The sequence below is a fragment of the Arsenicicoccus bolidensis DSM 15745 genome, from assembly GCF_000426385.1.
GTDB classification, from domain to species: domain Bacteria; phylum Actinomycetota; class Actinomycetes; order Actinomycetales; family Dermatophilaceae; genus Arsenicicoccus; species Arsenicicoccus bolidensis.
The window spans coordinates 1-14,721 of sequence record NZ_AUFG01000007.1; the positions used below are offsets into that span (position 1 = coordinate 1).

At 74.0% G+C, this 14,721-nt stretch carries 17 protein-coding genes; 10 read left to right on the forward strand and 7 right to left on the reverse strand.

Features of this window, described 5'->3' with window-relative positions:
• Positions 1-497: 497 nt before the first annotated feature.
• The 8 genes from K313_RS0105420 to K313_RS0105455 all read left to right on the forward strand — a co-directional run bounded on the left by K313_RS0105420 (position 498) and on the right by K313_RS0105455 (position 6,557).
• Entirely contained in the window at positions 498-1,499 is a 1,002-nt protein-coding gene (locus tag K313_RS0105420) for an SDR family NAD(P)-dependent oxidoreductase (RefSeq protein ID WP_240483938.1), read from the forward strand.
• Positions 1,496-3,034: an ATP-dependent DNA ligase gene (locus K313_RS0105425; RefSeq protein ID WP_034251965.1), complete on the forward strand. Its 1,539-nt coding sequence runs from the start codon at positions 1,496-1,498 to the stop codon at positions 3,032-3,034. The genes K313_RS0105420 and K313_RS0105425 overlap by 4 nt, the downstream gene beginning before the upstream one ends.
• Positions 3,031-3,738, forward strand: coding sequence for a hypothetical protein (locus K313_RS0105430; RefSeq protein ID WP_029210754.1), 708 nt, complete (start codon positions 3,031-3,033; stop codon positions 3,736-3,738). Before K313_RS0105425 ends, K313_RS0105430 begins: the two co-directional genes overlap by 4 nt.
• 22 nt (positions 3,739-3,760) lie before the next feature.
• Complete coding sequence (locus K313_RS0105435; RefSeq protein ID WP_029210755.1) at positions 3,761-4,240, forward strand: pyridoxamine 5'-phosphate oxidase family protein; 480 nt, start codon at positions 3,761-3,763, stop codon at positions 4,238-4,240.
• Between the two features lie 72 nt (positions 4,241-4,312).
• Positions 4,313-4,543, forward strand: a complete 231-nt coding sequence (locus tag K313_RS0105440; protein ID WP_019286914.1) for a hypothetical protein — start codon at positions 4,313-4,315, stop codon at positions 4,541-4,543.
• Positions 4,544-4,631: 88 nt separating this feature from the next.
• Positions 4,632-5,987, forward strand: a complete 1,356-nt coding sequence (locus K313_RS0105445; RefSeq protein WP_029210756.1) for a cryptochrome/photolyase family protein — start codon at positions 4,632-4,634, stop codon at positions 5,985-5,987.
• A 49-nt stretch (positions 5,988-6,036) separates the two neighbouring features.
• Complete coding sequence (locus K313_RS0105450; RefSeq protein WP_029210757.1) at positions 6,037-6,297, forward strand: type II toxin-antitoxin system Phd/YefM family antitoxin; 261 nt, start codon at positions 6,037-6,039, stop codon at positions 6,295-6,297.
• Complete coding sequence (locus tag K313_RS0105455; protein ID WP_019286911.1) at positions 6,294-6,557, forward strand: type II toxin-antitoxin system RelE family toxin; 264 nt, start codon at positions 6,294-6,296, stop codon at positions 6,555-6,557. The genes K313_RS0105450 and K313_RS0105455 overlap by 4 nt, the downstream gene beginning before the upstream one ends.
• A 48-nt stretch (positions 6,558-6,605) precedes the next feature.
• Here the strand turns inward: K313_RS0105455 and K313_RS0105460 are convergent, their stop codons facing one another.
• Positions 6,606-8,048, reverse strand: a complete 1,443-nt coding sequence (locus K313_RS0105460) for a tryptophan-rich sensory protein (RefSeq protein ID WP_029210758.1) — start codon at positions 8,046-8,048, stop codon at positions 6,606-6,608.
• Positions 8,045-8,761 (reverse strand): CPBP family intramembrane glutamic endopeptidase, encoded by a 717-nt coding sequence (locus K313_RS0105465; RefSeq protein WP_029210759.1) that lies wholly within the window; start codon positions 8,759-8,761, stop codon positions 8,045-8,047. Before K313_RS0105465 ends, K313_RS0105460 begins: the two co-directional genes overlap by 4 nt.
• Positions 8,762-8,791: 30 nt before the next feature.
• Here K313_RS0105465 and idi point away from each other — a divergent pair, with 30 nt between their 5' ends.
• Both idi and K313_RS0105480 read left to right on the forward strand, forming a co-directional pair.
• A complete protein-coding gene (gene idi, locus K313_RS24410) occupies positions 8,792-10,195 on the forward strand; it encodes an isopentenyl-diphosphate Delta-isomerase (RefSeq protein WP_240483939.1) in 1,404 nt (467 codons plus the stop codon).
• Positions 10,192-10,776, forward strand: a complete 585-nt coding sequence (locus tag K313_RS0105480) for a DUF2238 domain-containing protein (RefSeq protein ID WP_029210760.1) — start codon at positions 10,192-10,194, stop codon at positions 10,774-10,776. Before idi ends, K313_RS0105480 begins: the two co-directional genes overlap by 4 nt.
• On the opposite strand, the gene K313_RS0105485 is transcribed toward K313_RS0105480, so the two are convergent.
• Genes K313_RS0105485 through K313_RS0105505 form a run of 5 tightly spaced genes read right to left on the reverse strand, consistent with a single transcriptional unit; the run spans position 10,715 to position 14,691 of the window.
• Entirely contained in the window at positions 10,715-11,596 is an 882-nt protein-coding gene (locus tag K313_RS0105485; protein WP_019286902.1) for a prenyltransferase, read from the reverse strand. The genes K313_RS0105480 and K313_RS0105485 overlap by 62 nt on opposite strands.
• Positions 11,593-11,922, reverse strand: coding sequence for a lycopene cyclase domain-containing protein (locus K313_RS0105490; protein WP_029210761.1), 330 nt, complete (start codon positions 11,920-11,922; stop codon positions 11,593-11,595). The genes K313_RS0105485 and K313_RS0105490 overlap by 4 nt, the downstream gene beginning before the upstream one ends.
• On the reverse strand, positions 11,919-12,266 hold the full coding sequence (locus tag K313_RS0105495) for a lycopene cyclase domain-containing protein (protein ID WP_019286900.1): 348 nt from the start codon (positions 12,264-12,266) through the stop codon (positions 11,919-11,921). Before K313_RS0105495 ends, K313_RS0105490 begins: the two co-directional genes overlap by 4 nt.
• Positions 12,263-13,174 carry a phytoene/squalene synthase family protein gene (locus K313_RS0105500; RefSeq protein WP_240483940.1) on the reverse strand — a complete coding sequence of 304 codons (912 nt, stop codon included), beginning with the start codon at positions 13,172-13,174 and terminating at the stop codon, positions 12,263-12,265. The genes K313_RS0105495 and K313_RS0105500 overlap by 4 nt, the downstream gene beginning before the upstream one ends.
• Positions 13,171-14,691, reverse strand: coding sequence for a phytoene desaturase family protein (locus K313_RS0105505; RefSeq protein WP_019286898.1), 1,521 nt, complete (start codon positions 14,689-14,691; stop codon positions 13,171-13,173). The genes K313_RS0105500 and K313_RS0105505 overlap by 4 nt, the downstream gene beginning before the upstream one ends.
• Positions 14,692-14,721 lie beyond the last annotated feature (30 nt).

The following is a 14,721-nucleotide window of genomic DNA, read 5'->3' on the forward strand; positions in this document are numbered from 1 at the left end:
TCAGGTCGCATGCCCGGTCGCGCCCGCGAGGGGCTCGGGCACCTGCTCCAGCAGCTCACCCACCCCTGACCCGGCCCGGTCGGTCGGTCGCGGCCGCTGCCTCACTCCGCCCGTCCTCCGCCCGTCCTCCACCCGCCGTCTCGGCGTGCGTCCTCCGTCTCGGCGACCATCTCCCGTCTTGTGCGGCAGCCCGAGACGGGGAGCGGCAGCCGAGACGGGGAGCGGCAGCCGAGACGGGGAGCGGCAGCCGAGACGGGGAACGGCAGCCGAGACGTCGGCGGCAGGCCCAGACGGGCGGTGCCGCCATACGAGCAGGCCGCGGACCGGCCGCACATCGACCGGCCTGGGGCACATCGACCGGCCTGGGGCACATCGACCGGCCTTCGACACGTCGACCCACCCTCGACACATCCGCCTGGCGGGCGAAGGCGGGTGGATGTGACTACCTGAGGTAGGTCGGGGGTTTGTTCCATCGTGGAAGTGGTATGGCGAAGGTCATGAGCAGCGCAGCCCAGACCGTCATGTCCCCGACGACCGACTCCGCCCGCGACCTCATGGGCGGGCAGCAGCCGGTCGCCCTCGTGGCCGGCGCCTCCCGCGGCCTCGGCCTGCTGGTGGCCCACGAGCTGGGCCGCCGCGGCTTCCGCGTGGCGATCTGCGCCCGTAACCAGGACGAGCTCGACGACGCCCGCGCGCAGCTGACGGCCGAGGGCGCCGACGCGCACACCTATGTCTGCGACGTCACCGACCACGAGCGCGTCGAGCAGATGATCGCCGAGGTCGAGCGCGAGGTCGGCCCGATCACGGTGGCCATGCACGTCGCCGGGATCATCCAGGTCGGGCCGCTCGAGGCCACCGACCGCAGCCACTTCGAGCAGGCGATCGACGTCATGCTCTGGGGTCCGATCAACCTCTCCCTCGCCGTGCTCCCGGCGATGCGCGCCCGCCGCCGCGGTCGCATCGGCGTCGTCACCTCCATCGGCGGCAAGATCAGCGTGCCGCACCTGCTGCCCTACAGCACGGCCAAGTTCGGGGCGGTGGGCTTCACCGAGGGGCTGCACGCCGAGCTGGCCGGCACCGGCGTCACCGCGACCGCGATCGTCCCCGGCCTCATGCGCACGGGCTCGCACCTGCAGGCGCAGTTCATCGGGGACCAGGCCAAGGAGTACGCCTGGTTCGCGCCCGGCGCCTCCCTGCCGCTGGTGTCGATGAGCGCCGAGCGCGCCGCCGCGCAGATGGTCGACGCGACCCTCGCCGGCGACCCCGTCGCCCTGCTCTCCCCGCTCAGCAAGGTCGGCGCGCGCGTCGCCGGGCTCCTGCCCTCCACCACGGTCCGCGCGCTCGGTCTCATGTCCCGCATCCTCCCGTCGGGCACGGGCGACGGCGAGACGATCACCGGCCACGAGGCGCGCCGCCGCCTCAGCAACCCCGTGGTCGAGGTCCTCACCACGCTCGGCACGCGCGCGGCCCACCGCAACAACGAGCACCACCGCGCATGACCCTGCCGTATGCCGACCTGGTCGCCGCCTCGCACGCCGTGGCGGCGACGAGGTCCCGCACGGCCAAGACGACCCTGCTCGCCGAGGTCCTGCGTCGCGCCGACCCCGAGGAGGTCGGCGTCGTGGCCGCGCACCTCGCCGGCGTGCTGCCGCAGGGCCGCGTCGGCGTCGGCTACCGCGCGATCAGCACCCCGCCGTCTCCGGCGGCCGAGGCCAGCCTGACCGTGCAGGACGTCGACCGCGCGGCCACGCAGCTCGCCGGCCTGTCCGGGGCCGGGTCCGCGGCCGCCCGCGCGCAGGCCCTCACCACGCTGCTCGAGACGGCGACCGCCGACGAGCAGGAGTTCCTGCGAGCGCTGCTCGTCGGCGAGCTGCGGCATGGCGCGCAGGACGGATCGCTCGTGGCGGCCGTCGCGGCGGCATACGACCTCCCCGAGGCCGTGGTGCGCCGGGGCGCCATGATGGCCGGCCACCTGGGTCCGGTGGCCGAGGCCGCCGCCACGGGTGGTGCGGAGGCCGTCGAGGCGATCGGGCTCGAGGTCGGGCGCCCGGTGCGGCCCATGCTGGCCGGGTCGGCGCCCAGCGTCCCCGAGGCCTTCGACGAGACCGGCGGCGAGCGCGTCGTCCAGTGCAAGCTCGACGGCATCCGCATCCAGGTGCACCGGGACGGCGACGACATCCGCGTCTACACCCGCAGCCTGGACGACATCACCGGCCGCGTGCCCGAGGTCGTCGAGGTCGCGCGCTCGCTCGACGTGCGACGGGTCGTGCTCGACGGCGAGGCGATCGCGCTGCGCCCCGACGGGCGTCCCCACCCCTTCCAGGTCACCGGCGCCCGGACCGCCTCCTCCGCCGACGTCGAGGCGCTGCGGGAGCGGACCCCGCTGACCGCCTACCTGTTCGACGTGCTGCACCTCGACGGGATCGACCTCGTCGACGAGCCGCAGCACGAGCGGGACGCGACCCTGCGGCGCATCGCCCCCGACCACCTCGTCCCCTCCCTCCTGACGGGTGACGGGGAGGCGGCCACCGCGTTCTTCGCCGACCTGGTCGCCGCCGGGCACGAGGGGGTCGTGGTCAAGGACCCCGAGACCCGGTATGCCGCCGGCCGCCGCGGCAGCGGGTGGATCAAGGTCAAGCCGCGGCACACCTTCGACCTGGTGGTGCTCGCCGTGGAGTGGGGCAGCGGGCGACGCTCCGGGCTGCTGAGCAACATCCACCTCGGCGCGCGCGACACCGAGGCCGGTGGGTTCGTCATGCTCGGCAAGACCTTCAAGGGCATGACCGACGAGATGCTCGCCTGGCAGACCGAGCGCTTCCTGGCTCTCGAGACCTCCCGGTCGGGCCACGTGGTGCACGTGCGCCCCGAGCAGGTCGTCGAGATCGCGATCGACGGGGTGCAGACCTCCCGGCGCTACCCGGCGGGGATGGCCCTGCGGTTCGCGCGGGTGCTGCGCTACCGCGACGACAAGACCGCCGCCGAGGCCGACACCGTCGACGCGGTCCGGGCGCTGTACGAGCGGGGCTCGTCATGACCGCCCGGCGATCGCCGAGCCCGCTGCAGGTGCTCCGCACGGTGGGGTCTGCGGCTGGTGGGCTGGGCCTCGCGGCCGGGCTGGGCGCCGTGGCGGTGGTGCGGCGGGACAAGCCGCTGCACGCCTACGGCCGGGTGGGGACGGGCACGCTCACGGCGCTGGGCGAGGGGCCCGCGTCGGGCGTCCCGCTCCTCGACCACCCCGGACGGCACCGGTGCACGGTGCGGTCGTCGCGCGCCATGTCGCTCGCCCACCACGGCCCCGACGTCATGGGCGTGGCGCTGCGGATCGAGGGCGCGGCCGACGACGGCGGCCCCGCCGACCTGCTCCTCGCGTCGACCGGCACCGGCGCTCTGACCCGGTGGCTGCTGACGGTGCACCTGCACGAGGCGGGCGGCCCGCTCACCACCCTGCTCCCCCAGCTCGGCTCCCGCGGCGCCGTGTGGCTACGGCTCGACCCGGCGGGCCGGTCGGCATACGACCTGTCCTGGTCGGGCACGCACGACCACTGGCACCGCGTCGGTCAGCTCGAGCTCGACGGACCGTGGGGCGAGGACCGACCGCTGCGGTTCGCGCCCGTCGACCGGCCCCTCGCCGGGCTGCGACCACCGACCTGGGTGCGGGTGCTGCGGCGCCCGGCCTACCAGGCGGCGCAGGACCTGACCGATCCCGCCACCCGCCCGACCAACCGATCACACCGATGAAACCGACGCAGAGGAGAAGCACATGACCGACGAGCAGCACGAGAAGGTCGCCGAGATCATCAAGAGCACCCGCATCGCGATGATGACCCAGGCCGACGCGACCGGCCGCCTGGTGTCCCGCCCGATGGCGACGCAGGACGTCGACTTCACGGGCACCGTGTGGTTCATCGCCGAGCGCAACACCGAGAAGGTCCGCGACCTGCAGGCCAACCCGCAGGTCAACCTCGCGTATGCCGGCAACGGCTCGTGGGTGTCCCTGTCCGGCACGGCCCGCGTCGTCGACGACCGCGCCAAGCTCGAGGAGCTGTGGGGCACGTTCACCGGCGCGTGGATGGAGGGCGGTCCGGAGAACCCCGAGAACATCCTGATCGAGGTCACGGGGGACACCGCGGAGTACTGGGACGCGCCCGGTGGCAGCAAGGTCGTCCAGCTCGCCAACCTGGTCAAGTCCGCCGTGACGGGCAAGCGCGTCGAGGGTGACAACGAGACGGTCGACCTCTGACGGTCCCACGCCTCACCCGCCCGGCGTGACCGGCCGAGCGGCTCCACCGATCCAGACAGCAAGGAGAGACAGATGAGCGAGAACCCCAACGAGGTCCAGGCGGCCAAGGACGAGGCCGTCGACAACGTCGTGGAGCGCGTCGAGTCCTGGCAGGAGGGCGCCGAGGAGCAGACCGTGGCGCAGGAGCTGCGCGAGGGCTTCGACGAGGCGGGGGTGGACGTGGCCGAGGCCGACGTCGACCAGCTCGCCGAGCAGATCCACGAGGACGGCAAGGCCGACACCGGCTCGGTCGACCCGTCCTGACCTGCCTCAGGTCGTCACGTCCGCCTGGGTTCGCACCCCAGGCGGACGTGACGACCTCAGGCGGATCCCCCGAAGGAGGAGCCACCCCGTGACCAGCGTGCTGTGGCTGCGCCGCGACCTGCGGCTCCACGACCACCCCGCCCTGATGGCCGCGACCGAGGACGGCTCCGTGCTGCCCCTGGTGGTCGTCGACCCCGCCCTCGACCGGGCCGGCGGGCCGCGCCGCGACGCCTATCTCGGCGCGGTCCGGGCGCTGCAGGAGGCCACCGACGGTGCCCTCGTGGTGCGGCGCGGGCGCCCCGAGCAGGTCGTGCCGGCCGTCGCCGCCGAGGTAGGGGCGCGCCGGGTGCACGTGTCGGCCGAGGCCACGCCCTACGGCCGGCGCCGGGACGAGCAGGTGCGTGCCGCCCTCGAGTCCGCCGACGTGGCGATGGTCGCCACGGGATGCCCGTATGCCGTCGGCCCCGGCACCCTCACGACCGGCTCCGGCACGCCGTACAAGGTGTTCACGCCGTTCTCGCGGGCCTGGCGCGACCACGGCTGGCCGGCCCCCGCCCCCGTCCCGACGGACCTGCACTGGCACGCCGGCGCGGACTCCGACCCCCTGCCGGACGCCGAGCCGATGCACCCGGTGGGAGAGGACGCGGCGCGGGCGGCCTGGGCGGACTTCCTCGACGGCCCGCTCGAGACCTATGGCGAGGACCGCGACCGCCCCGACCTGGACGGCACCTCGCGGATGTCGATGCACCTCAAGCACGGCACCATCCACCCGCGCACGCTGCTGCACGACCTCGCGAGGCACCCTGCAGCACAGGGCGACTCGGCGCAGCGCTATGTCAACGAGCTGTGCTGGCGCGAGTTCTACGCGGACGTGCTGTGGCAGCGGCCCGACTCCGCCTGGGGCGACCTGCGCCGGGAGCTGTCGTCGATGCCGTATGCCGACCCCGCCACGGACGAGGACGCCGCCGGGCTCCTGGACGCGTGGCGCGAGGGGCGGACCGGCTATCCCATGGTGGACGCCGGGATGCGCCAGCTCGCACGAGAAGGCTGGATGCACAACCGGCTTCGCATGGTCACGGCGTCCTTCCTGGTCAAGGACCTGCACATCTGGTGGCCCCACGGCGCCCGCCACTTCCTGGACCTGCTGGTCGACGGCGACCTCGCCTCCAACAACCACGGCTGGCAGTGGGCGGCGGGCACCGGCACCGACGCCGCCCCCTACTTCCGGGTGTTCAACCCGGTCGAGCAGGGCAAGCGCTGGGACCCGCAGGGCGACTACGTCCGCCGCTACGTGCCCGAGCTGGCCCACGTCGCCGGCAAGGCCGTGCACGAGCCGTGGAAGGTACTCGACGGCTACGCGCACGGCTATCCCGAGCCCGTCGTGGACCACGCAGAGGAGCGGCGAGAGGCGCTGCGGCGCTACGAGGAGACCCGGCGCAGCTAGCGGCAGCGCTTCGATGTACATCTCAGCGTTTCCGGCGCACCATGGTGTCATGACCGAACTCACCGTCAGCGACGCCCGCGCGCGACTTGCCGATGTCGTCGACGAGGCACGGGTGCGCCACGACCCCGTCTATCTCACGCGACGCGGGCAGCGGGTCGCGGCCGTCATCGATGCCGACGACCTCGACCGCCTCATCGAGGCCGCCGAGGACCTGGCCGACATCCAGGCAGCCCGCGCTGCCCGCAGCGAGATGACCTCCGAGGGCGCCGTCCCGTGGGACCAGGTCAAGGCGGACCTGGGCCTGGCATGAGCTACCGCATCGAGCTGAGCCCCGCTGCAGCCCGACAGCTCCGCAAGCTCGATGGCGCCGCACGCCGGCGTGTTCAGGCCGCCGTGGAGCTCCTGGCGTCCGACCCCCGTCCTCCGAGCGCGAAGAAGCTGGTCGGCGGAGACGGCGAGTGGAGGGTGCGGACCGGGGACTACCGCATCGTGTACGAGATCCACGACGGCGTCCTCGTCGTCCTGGTCCTGGCGGTCGGCCACCGACGAGAGGTCTATCAGCGCCGCTGAACGCACGCGAGCCGCTGAGCGGTCAACCCATCGCTGCGCTCGGTCCGGCTAGGCGTTGCGGCGCGTGAGCTCGGCGGTCAGTGCTGCGGCAAAGGCCGTCCACGCCGCGTATGGCGCGAGGATGACCCCCTTCTCGGGGCTGGCCCCGGCCGCGCGCCGCACCAGGTCGGCCGAGCTGGCGGCGAGAGCCACGGCCTCGACCGTCGACACCCGCAGCTGCTTCGCGCCGAAGAACAGCGCGCTCCACCCGGCGTTGAGCACCAGGTTGGTCCCGAGCGCCACGGCGTACTCCCGGGCCTCGTCCTCGCGGCCGGACTCCTGCAGGTCCGCGATCGTGAGGGCGGAGACGAGGGCGATGTCGGCATACAGCGCGGTCCAGGCCACCGGGAAGGCCCACGACGGGGGCTGCCAGGAGGGCTTGGACAGGTGGCGGTACCACCGGCTGCTGGGGTCGGTGACGAGCGAGCCCACGACCGCGGTGGCGGTCACGGCGGCACCCGTCCAGGCCAGCGTTCGGCGCCAGCGCCGGGTGTCCGACCCCCGGGCCGCGCGACGCACGGCCTCCTCGAATCCCGTTGCCCCACCGCTGGGCTCGCCCACCAGGTCGGCGAGGTCGTGCTCGGACGCGACGGTGTCGTGCAGCAGCGACCCCACGAGCGGCTTGGCCAGCTCGTAGTCCACCGGCGTCACGAGCCCGATCCAGCGCGCGGCGGCCCGCGGGGTCGTGACCGGCGCGGTCAGGACGAGGCGCGGCCCGAGGCCGAGGGCGGAGGCATAGCGCTTCATCATGTCGGCATAGCTGACGACGTCCGGCCCGGCGATGTCAAAGGTCCGGTTGACGTCGGCCGGCAGGTCAGCCGCGGCGACGAGGTAGTGCAGCGCGTCGTCGACGGCGATCGGCGCGATGGTGTTGCGCAGCCAGCTGGGCGCGATCGCCCCCGGGAGCCGCTCGGACAGGTGCCGCAGCATCACGAAGGACTGCGACCCGTCACCCAGCACCACCCCGGCCTGCAGCGCCGCCGTGGGGACGCCCGACCCGAGCAGGATCTCGCCGACCTCGACCCGCGACGCGAGGTGCTCGGACAGCTCCTCGCCCTCGGGGTGCAGCCCACCGAGATAGACGATGCGCGACACGGACGCCTCGCGGGCTGCGGTCGCGAACGCCTCGGCCATGGACCGCTCCTCGTCCTGGAAGTCGTCGCCGTCCCCCATCGAGTGCAGGAGGTACCACGCGACGTCGACGTCCCGCAGCGCCGTCGCCAGGTCCTCGGGGGAGGACGCGTCGCCCTCGACCACCTCGACCTGACCGGGCCCGGCCGTGCCGTCGACGACGGCGTCGCCCCACTCGGCGTCGCGGACCTTGTCGGCGCTGCGCGACAGGACGCGCACCCGCCAGCCGCGCTCGATCAGCGCGCCGACGACCTGGCCGCCGACATAGCCGGTGGCGCCGGTGACGAGCCCGAGACGGGTCTCCGGGTGAGCAGCAGTCATGACATCTCCAAGAGCTCGAGGGTGGGGCCGAGCAGCAGGAGCATGCCTATCGACCAGGTCAGGTGGGCGACGATGGGGGCGAGCACGCCCTGGGTGAGGCGGCGCAGGACGGCGACGGCGAGCCCGACGAGCAGCCCGGCGAGCGCGAGCAGGGGTATGCCGGCCAGCGCCGTCACGACGGTGTAGACCACGGTGCTGCCCACCACCGCCCAACGTCCGCCGAAGGCGTCGTAGAGCGCCCCGCGGTAGAACAGCTCCTCGACCACGCCGTTGAGCGCCGTGATCGCCACGACGATGGGCAGCGAGCCCCAGCGAGCGTGGGCCAGCAGCTGCTCGACGGGCTCGCGGAGCGCCGGCACCTGGGCGACGATCCCGGCGCCGATCAGGAACACGACGAGGAGCACGGCCCCGACGCCGAGCCCGACGAGCACCAGGCGAGGTGCCCGGCGCTTGCCGAGCTCCTCGGTGGCACGCAGGGGGCGACCGGCGACGAGGGCGCCGACGAGCAGGACGGCCGCGAGGCCGAGGGTGGCGGGGTAGAAGAGCTCGTCGCCGGGCTTGATCCGCAGCGCCCAGGCCAGGACCGAGGCAGCCACGACGACGGTGAGCGCGGCGACCACGCGGCGACGCGTCCGGGCGGACGGGTCCTGCGCACCAGCGGCCGAGCGCTCGGCCTGCAGATGACGTGCGAAGGCCTCGCGCCAGTGCTCCATGACCTCACCCTATCGGGATATCTTTCGGTCATGGAACGATCCGACCCGACGACCTCGCTGCCCCGCGTGTCGGTGGTCGTCCCCGTCCGCGACGATGCGGAGCACCTGCGCCGCTGCCTCACAGACCTCGCCCGGCAGTCCGTCGCCCCGTGGGAGGTGGTCGTCGTCGACAACGGCAGCTCCGACGGCTCCGCCGCCCTCGCCCGGTCGTATGGCGCCCGCGTGGTCACCGAGCCCGTGGTGGGGGTGCCCGCCGCGGCGGCCCGGGGCTACGACAGCGCGACCGGTGAGGTGATCGCGCGCTGCGACGCGGACTCCCGGCTGCCACGCGACTGGGTGGCCCGGGTCGCGGGCCGGTTCGCGAGCGACGAGCACCTCGACGGGCTCACGGGTCCCGGCGTCTTCTACGACCTCGCCCCGCGCCTCGCGCCGCTGGCCACCGTGGCCTACCTGGCCGGGACCTTCGCCGCGACGGGTGCGGCCATGGCCGGCATACCGCTGTGGGGGTCCAACATGGCGCTGCGGCGCAGCGCCTGGGAGCGCGTGCGCCATCTCGTGACCCGCGACGACCCCGAGCTGCACGACGACCTCGACCTCAGCCTCGCGCTCGGGCCGCGCGCCCGGATCGTCCTCGACCCCTGCCTCCGGGTCGGGGTGGCGGGCCGGATGTTCCACTCCCCCAGCCAGGCCTCGCGCCGCGTCCGGATGGCGATGCGCACGCTGCGCCACGGGTGGGCCTCGGGCGGGTCCCCGGGGCTGAGGTGGGTCGACCGGCTGGGCGTGCCCATCGGTCCCGGCCTCCCGGCGCGACCGGCCGTCCCGGACACCCCCGGCGCCGAGCAGGTCGTCCTGCTCGACGCGGCCGGCCACGCCATCGGCACCGCCCCCAAGCGCGCCGTCCACCACGAGAGCACGCCCCTGCACCTGGCGTTCTCCTGCTACGTCGTCGACGACCAGGGGCGGGTGCTGGTCACCCGCCGGGCGCGCGACAAGGCGACCTTCCCCGGGGTCGTGACCAACTCCGTCTGCGGCCACCCGGCGCCCGGCGAGGACCTCGCCGCGGCGGTCGCGCGGCGGGCCGCCGACGAGCTGGGGCTGCGCATCGGCGTCGCCCGGGTGGTGCTCCCCGGCTTCGCCTACCGCGCCGAGATGGACGGCGTCGTCGAGCACGAGCTGTGCCCGGTCCACGTCGCCGAGCTCGTCGGAGCGGCGACCGACCTCGCGCCCGACCCCACCGAGGTCGACGACGCGTGGTGGGTGCCCTGGCCCGAGCTGCGCGACGGCGTCCTCGACGGGTCGACCACGGTGTCGCCGTGGTGCGCGGACCAGGTCGCGCTGCTCGCGGACCTGCCGGACGACCCGCGCGACTGGCCCGTCGGCGACCCGGCAGCGCTCCCGCCGGCGGTCCGAGACCTCCGGCGCCCGGCCTCGTGACGCGGCACGACTGGCTGGTCGGCCAGGGCCGGTGGCGCTGGGGCGATCTCCTGCGCCTCGTCGCGGCCGTCACGGTCCCGCTGGCGTGGACGCTGCACGGCGGCCCGGCCGCGGCCGCGATGTTCCTGGTGCTGGGCGGGGCGATGGCCCTGCGCTTCGTCGACGCCGACACCCCCACCGACCTCGTCGCGCAGGTCGTCCTGCTGGCCTCCGGGTGGTGGGCCGCGGCCGGGACCTACGACCAGGTCCGCGGACTCGACCTGGTGGCCCACGCCGGCTGCGGGGCCGTGATCGCCCTGCTCCTGCTGCACCTGCCGACGCGCCGGCCCCGCCCCGCCCTCGGCACCGTCATGAGCACCACCCTCGCCGTCCTCCTGCTCGGCGTCATCTGGGAGCTCGGTGAGTGGGCCGGTCACCTCTGGGTCGACCCCGCCATCCACGTCACGTATGCCGACTCGCTCACCGACCTGGTCGCGGACGGGGTCGGGGGGCTCGTGGCCGCCCTGGTCGCGACGCGGGTCAGCCGACCAGCCAGCGAGCGATCAGCAGCTGGGTCAGCAGGAACCCCACGACGTAGTTGATCCACAGGAACCTGCGCCACCCACCGTTGGCGCGCGGCGCCTCCTCGTCGGAGAGCGAGCGATAGGGCCACACCATCCACAGGTAGGGCAGGACGAGCAGCGCGGCCAGCAGGCCCCAGCGTCCCGTGGTGGCGAGCAGGAGCCCGGTCGCGGCATACAGCCTGGCGCTGAGCCGCACGGTGGCCTGCGCCCCGATGACGGTCGCGACCGACCCGATCCCGGCGGCGCGATCCGCCGTGACGTCCTGCACAGCCCCGAACGCGTGGCTCGCCATCCCCCACAGGAAGTACGCGAGCAGCACGACCCAGCCCTGCCAGGGCAGGGCGACCCCCGCCAGCACGACGCCGTAGACCGCGGGCGACACGAAGTGGGTGCTCGAGGTCATCGAGTCGACGAACGCCCGCTCCTTGAACCGCAGCCCGGGCGCGGAGTAGGCCACGACCGCTGCGACCGACACCGCCAGCACGATCCCGGCCGCGAGCGACCCGTGCGCGAGCAGCCAGAGCACGAACGGCACGGGCAGCAGCACGGCGGCCCACAGCGTCAGCCGGTGCAGCGACCGGTCCAGGACGATGCCCTCCACGCCGCCCTTGCGGGGGTTGCGCAGGTCGGACTCGTAGTCGAAGACGTCATTCACGCCATACATGAGCAGGTTGTAGGGGACGAGGAAGAAGACGATCCCGACGACGGCCCGCAGGTCCAGCCGCCCGGCGGTGAGCAGGTAGGCCGCCCCGAAGGGGTAGGCCGTGTTGACCCAGCTGAGCGGGCGGGAGGAGGCGACCAGGCGCCCCAGCCGACTCTGCTGGCTCTGCTGACTCATCGCCGGATCTCCTTGTCCCGCAACCAGACCCACAGGGCCGGCAGCAGTATGGCGGCGCCCAACGGGTAGGCGAGGTCCTCCACGGGGGCGAGCCCGAGCTGGAGCCCGCTGCGGTGCTGGTCGCCGTAGTCGAACAGGTCGGCGGCGATCATCAGGTTGTCGAAGACGACCGTGAGCAGGGCCAGCCCGACGAGCGTGAGCAGCAGGGGGCGCAGCCACGGGTCCCGACGCCCCACACCGCCACGACGGCCCGACGCCCGCAGCGCCACGGCAGCCCCCACGACGGCGAGGCCCAGCATGACCAGGTTGACGAGGGCGAAGGTCATCGCGCGTCCCCCCGGTGACGGGCCCAGCGCCGCCCGCCGCACCACAGGCACATCGTCGACCAGCACAGCAGCACGAGGAAGAACAGCTCCTCGACGGGCAGCTCGGGGGCGACCTGCAGGCCGGTCATCCAGCGCGTGTCGCCCCGGTGGAAGAGCCCGAGCGCGATGCCGGCGAGGTCCCACAGGACGAAGTACGCGAGCCCCACGACCAGCACCACCACCGCTGCGCGAGGGCGGTCCCAGACGAAGAGCCGCCACCGTCGGTCGATGGTCGCGACCCCGGCCAGCGACACGAGCAGACAGGCGAGGTAGGCGAGCCCCTCGAGCCCGGCCAGTCCGCTCACGCCCCCGCTCCCCTGGGCCGCCGCACCAGGGCTGCCGCGGCCGTCGCGGCCTTGATCCGGGTCGGCACGCGCACGCGCTCGGTGAAGACGTCGTGGTCCGCCGCCTCGATCCGGTCGAGGATCTGGGAGTAGAGGGTGCGGGCGGTCGCCACGCAGCGCGCCGACGTGTCGGGCAGCATCGGGATGCCGCGGTCGGCCTCGGCATACAGCCCGCGGTTGCGCTCGATCTGCTCGGCCATGAAGGACCGCCACTGCGGGGTGACCCGGCGCAGCGCGGGGTCGGCCCCGTGGGCGCGCAGGTCGGCCTGCGGCAGGTAGACCCGGCCGCGGTCGAGGTCCTCGGCCACGTCCCGGATGAAGTTGGTCAGCTGGAAGGCCAGGCCGAGCGCACGGGCGGGGGCGAGGGCGTCGGGCGTCGTGGGTCGCAGCACGGGAAGCATCATCTCGCCGATCACGGCCGCGGACCCGTCCATGTAGCCGAGCAGGTCCTCCCAGGTCTCGTAGCGCGTCGTCGTGAGGTCGGCCGCCATCGCCCCGAAGAAGCGGTCGAGGACGGCCTGCTCGAGCGCACAGCTGCGCAGGGTCCGGACGACGGCCGCCAGCACGGGATCCTCCACCGGGGCGCCGTCGACGGCCTCCAGGACCGTATGCCGGAAGGCCGCGAGCCGCCGCTCGGTGTCGCGGACCTGCCCGGGCGTGGTCGCTCCCGGCTCGTCGACGATGTCGTCGGCCGCGCGGCACAGGGCATAGACCGCGTGCACGTGACGTCGCCGCTCGACGGGGAGCAGGGCCACGCCCCAGTAGTAGGTGGTGCCGTGGCGGCGCGTGATCGCGGCGCACCGGCGGTAGCCCTCGCGCTCGAGGGGGGCCAGGGGTGCGGTGGCCGGCGTGGCGGCCGGGGCGCTCACCGAGCGCCTCCCGGTGCCGCCGCCAGCGCATCGACGCGGTCGGCTGCGAGCTTGCCGCTGACCAGGACCATCGGGACGCCGACGCCGGGGATCGTGCTCGACCCGGCGAAGACGAGGCCGGGGACCCGGCGCTCGAGGTTGGACGGTCGCAGCGGCCCGGTCTGGGTGACGGTGTGGGCGAGGGCGAACGGCGTGCCGCGGGCGTGGCCGATCCGCGCCCAGTCGGCCGGGGTCCACAGCTCCTCGGCGACGACGTCCGTGGGATAGCCCTGGGCGCCGAGGAAGGCGTGGAGCCGCTCGCGCATCGGGCCGGACTCGCGGTCCCAGTCCTGGCCGCCCTCGAGGTTGGGGACGGGCTCGAGGACGTAGAGCGTGGAGCCACCGGGGGCGGCGAGCGCCGGCTCGGTGACGGTGGGGACGGTCACGAGGCGCGAGGGGTCCGGCATGAGCTGCTTGCGGCCCAGCAGCGCGTCGAAGGACTCGTTCCACTGCTCGCCGAAGTGGATGTTGTGGTGCGAGAACTGCTCTCCCACCGGCGATCCCGTGCCCACGTGCCACACGACCGCGGACGGGGAGTAGGTGCCCTTGCGCACCGCGCGCGGCGGCCGCAGCCCCGGCAGCAACCGCTCGTAGGCCACCGGCAGGTCGAGCGTGCAGACCACCACCGGGGCGTGGAGGCGCTCGCCGTCGACCAGCTCGACGCCGGTCACGGCGCCCCCGGCGACGCCCTGGGCGTCGGTGCCGGAGCGCAGCAGCCGGGCGACCTCGGCGCCGTAGCGCACCTGCACGCCGGCGCGCTCGGCCGCGGCGGCCATGGCCACCGGGATCGCCCCCATGCCGCCCTCGGGGAAGTAGACCCCCTCGACCGTGTCCATGTAGGTGATGACCGCGTAGATGGCGAGGGCGGACTCGGGCGGCAGCCCGGCATACATCGCCTGGAAGGTGAACAGCCGGTGCAGGCGAGGGTCCTGGAAACGGTCCCGGATCAGCGGCCCGAGGCGCCGCAGCGGCCCGAGGCGCAGGAGGCGGGCGACGGCGCGCGGCTCGGTCAGCATGTCGGCCACGGAGTCGAAGTTCCGCTCGATGAAGTGCGGCATCTCGACGGCGTAGAGCTCGCGCAACCAGGTGACGAAGCCGTCGTAGGCGGCGGCGTCGACGCTGCCGCAGGTGCGCCGGATCTCGTCGCGCATCGCCTCGTGGCCGTGGCGCACGTGGATGGTGCTGCCGTCGTGGAAGGTCGCACGGTAGGCGGGGTCCAGGGCTCGCATGGGGACGCTGTCGGCGACGCTGGTCCCCACGGCGCGCAACGCCTGGTCGAGCAGGTCCGGCATGGTCATCACGGTGGGGCCGGTGTCGAAGGTGTAGCCCTCGTGGCGGGAGCGCCCGGCGCGCCCTCCGGGGCCGGCGTCACGCTCGACGAGGGTCACGTGGTGGCCACGTCCTCGCAGGTGGCAGGCAGCGGAGAGCCCCGCCAGGCCTGCGCCGACCACGATGACGTCGGTCTGACGGTCCGGCATACGGTCCAACCTCCTGGGAAGTAGGATCGG